Source organism: Bradyrhizobium sp. (assembly GCF_016462955.1).
Lineage (GTDB): Bacteria > Pseudomonadota > Alphaproteobacteria > Rhizobiales > Xanthobacteraceae > Bradyrhizobium.
In genome coordinates this window covers 1-2481 of the sequence record NZ_JAEMSD010000306.1, presented here as the reverse complement: position 1 = coordinate 2481, position 2481 = coordinate 1, and the positions used below count along the sequence as shown (strand labels likewise).

Annotated in this window: 1 protein-coding gene and 1 pseudogene; both read right to left on the bottom strand. The window is 65.3% G+C overall.

Annotated features, from left to right (window positions below; genetic code table 11):
• A pseudogene (locus JHD07_RS25850) lies at nt 1–629 on the bottom strand (AMP-binding protein); the annotation flags it as partial.
• A 337-nt stretch (nt 630–966) separates the two neighbouring features.
• The gene (locus JHD07_RS25845) at nt 967–2349 is read right to left on the bottom strand and encodes a tetratricopeptide repeat protein (RefSeq protein ID WP_291627196.1); all 1383 of its coding nucleotides are present in this window, start codon (nt 2347–2349) and stop codon (nt 967–969) included.
• Nucleotides 2350–2481: the final 132 nt, after the last annotated feature.

Here is a 2481-nt window from a genome sequence, read left to right as displayed (position 1 = left end):
TCGCAGGTGAGCTGCGGACGCTGCAGCACAATGCAGGCCTTGGGCTTGCTGCCGGCCAGCCTGATCGCCTCGTCGAGCAGCGGCTTGTAGTGCACGATGCGGCCGGGCTCGATGCCGCAGCTGGCGGAGAGGATGAGCTTCGGCTGTGCGTCGTCGATCCGTGTGGCGAGCTCCTTCGCGGCGAAGCCGCCGAACACCACCGAGTGCACCGCACCGAGCCGCGCGCAGGCAAGCATCGCGACCACCGCCTCCGGCACCATCGGCATGTAGAGGATGACACGGTCGCCCTTGGCGACGCCGAAATCTTGCATGATGGCAGCGAGCGCCTGGACCTCTTTCAGCAGCTCGGCATAGGTGAGCTTGGTGACCGATCCCGCCAGCGGTGAATCATGGATCAGCGCGACCTGGTCGCCGCGGCCGCGTTCGACGTGGCGGTCGAGCGCGTTGTAGCAGGTGTTGACGACGCCGCCGGCAAACCAGCGACCATAGGTTCCTTGCGCCGGATCGAAGATCTTCTTCGGCGGCTCGATCCAGTCGATCTCCTTGGCCGCCTCGGCCCAGAAGCCCTCGGGATCGGCCAGCGAGCGCGCATGGACCTCGTGATAGAGACTCTTGCCCTGGATGTTCATTCCCGCGCTCCCGTTCCCTTTATTCGCCTGGCTCCGACCCTTGTGGCAGCGCAGGCGCCCCGCCATGACCAGGATCAATTGCCGGCCTTCTTGTCAGCCTATTTTCGCGGGAACGGGCCGCGGTTCAAGCCGAAAAGGGCGGGTTTTCTTGGCGGTGGCGCGCCACTGCCGCATGGGCGGCGCGCTCCCTCGCCCCGTTCTTACGGGGAGAGGGCTGGGGTGAGGGGCTGCATCGGCGAATACGGTAAGAGATGGAGTTCGCGGCGAGACCCCTCACCCGGAATCTGCTGACGCAAATTCCGGCCTCTCCCCGCAGGCGGGCAGAGGCGAAGACGCCTCAGCTGTCCATCGCATTCAGCTTCTGCAGGCGATCCTGCATGACCTTCTTCAGATCATAGCCGGGACGACGGAAACTCGCATCGCGCGCGGCCAGGAATTCGCGCTGGGATTTTCGCAGACTGTTAGCGGAGCGCTTGCTCGCGGATTTCAGCGCACGCTCATAGGCCTCGGCGATCTGGCGGTCGAGCACGCCGAGCTGCGGATCGGCGCAGATCACCTTCTCGACTTCGCGTTTTGCGGTGGCGCAATCGAACGAGGGGTTGCTGGGGGTGGCGTTCAGCGCACGGGCCGGCTCGTCGCCGAACTTCGCGATTTCGGCGATCATCAGGCGGCGGCCGTTGGTCGCGTTTTCATTGGCGGGATCGAGCCGCAACGTCGCCTCGTAGTCGGCCAGCGCCTTCCGGCGCTCGCCCATCTTCTTGTAGAGCACGGCGCGGTTGTTGTAGGTCTTGGCGAACTTCGGATCGAGTTTCAGTGCGTCGTTGTAGTCCGACAGCGCAGCACCGAGTTCGCCCTTGAGCTGGTAGGAATCGCCCCGGTTGGTCAGGAAGTTCACCCGCTGCTCGAGGCGGATCGCCTGGTCGTAGTCGGCGATCGCCTTGTCGTACTCCTTCATGGCGGCGTAGGTGAGACCGCGGTTGTCGAAATACTCAGGCACCTTCGGATCGAGCCGGATCGCCTCGCTGTCGTCCGCGATCGCCTTGTCGAGCTCGCCGAGCTTCTTGTAGGCGGCGCCGCGGGTGGTGTAGCTGCGCGGCCGGTTCGGATCGAGGCGCAGCGCCTCGCTGAGATCGGCCACGGCCTTGGCGTAGTCGCCTTGCAGATAGAAGGTCGCTCCGCGGTCGGACCAGGCCTGGGCGAAATCGGCCTTCAGCTTGATGGCCTGATCGTAATCTGCGATGGCGCGGTCGTAGCGATGCTGGTTGGTGTAGACGACGCCGCGAAGCTGGTAAGCTTCCGCAGCCTGTGGCGCGAGCTCGATCGCTCTCGTCAGATCCGCCGCGGCACGATTGAGGTCGCCGCCGGCCGTGCGCAAGAGGTCGCCGCGCACGCGCCAGGCATTTGCGTTCTTGCCGTCGAGCGCGATGGCGCGGTCGAGATCGCGCAGCGCCTGCGACAGGCCCCCGGAGGTCCGAGCATTGGCTTCGGCGCGAGCGACCAGCGCCAGGGAGCGCTCCGATACCGGGTTTGCCGTCTGGTCGATGATGGCGTTGCACGCGGAGATCAGGTCTGCGGGAGCAGCCTTGCTGTCCAGCACGCAATCAGCTCCGGCAAGGGCCGGTACGATGAAGGCAAGGCTCATCGCCGCGCCGAGGAAGATGGCGCGAAGAGAGCTTTTGGCAGGCGAAAGCGCTTGCGCGGAGGCTAGAGTACCGCACATGACATAGGGCTCCGTGACGTCGGGTTCTCACCGTTGTCGCAGCTCGCAGGGGATGGGTTCAAACCGGACCTGAGAGGGGGGCGAGCTCTCCCTCGCCTCGCACGCGGCAGGGCAATCGCATATGGTGTGAAT

Excerpts from the sequence above, each read along its gene's own strand:
- JHD07_RS25845 (WP_291627196.1), bottom strand. The coding sequence starts at position 2,349 with ATGTGCGGTACTCTAGCCTCCGCGCAAGCGCTTTCGCCTGCCAAAAGC.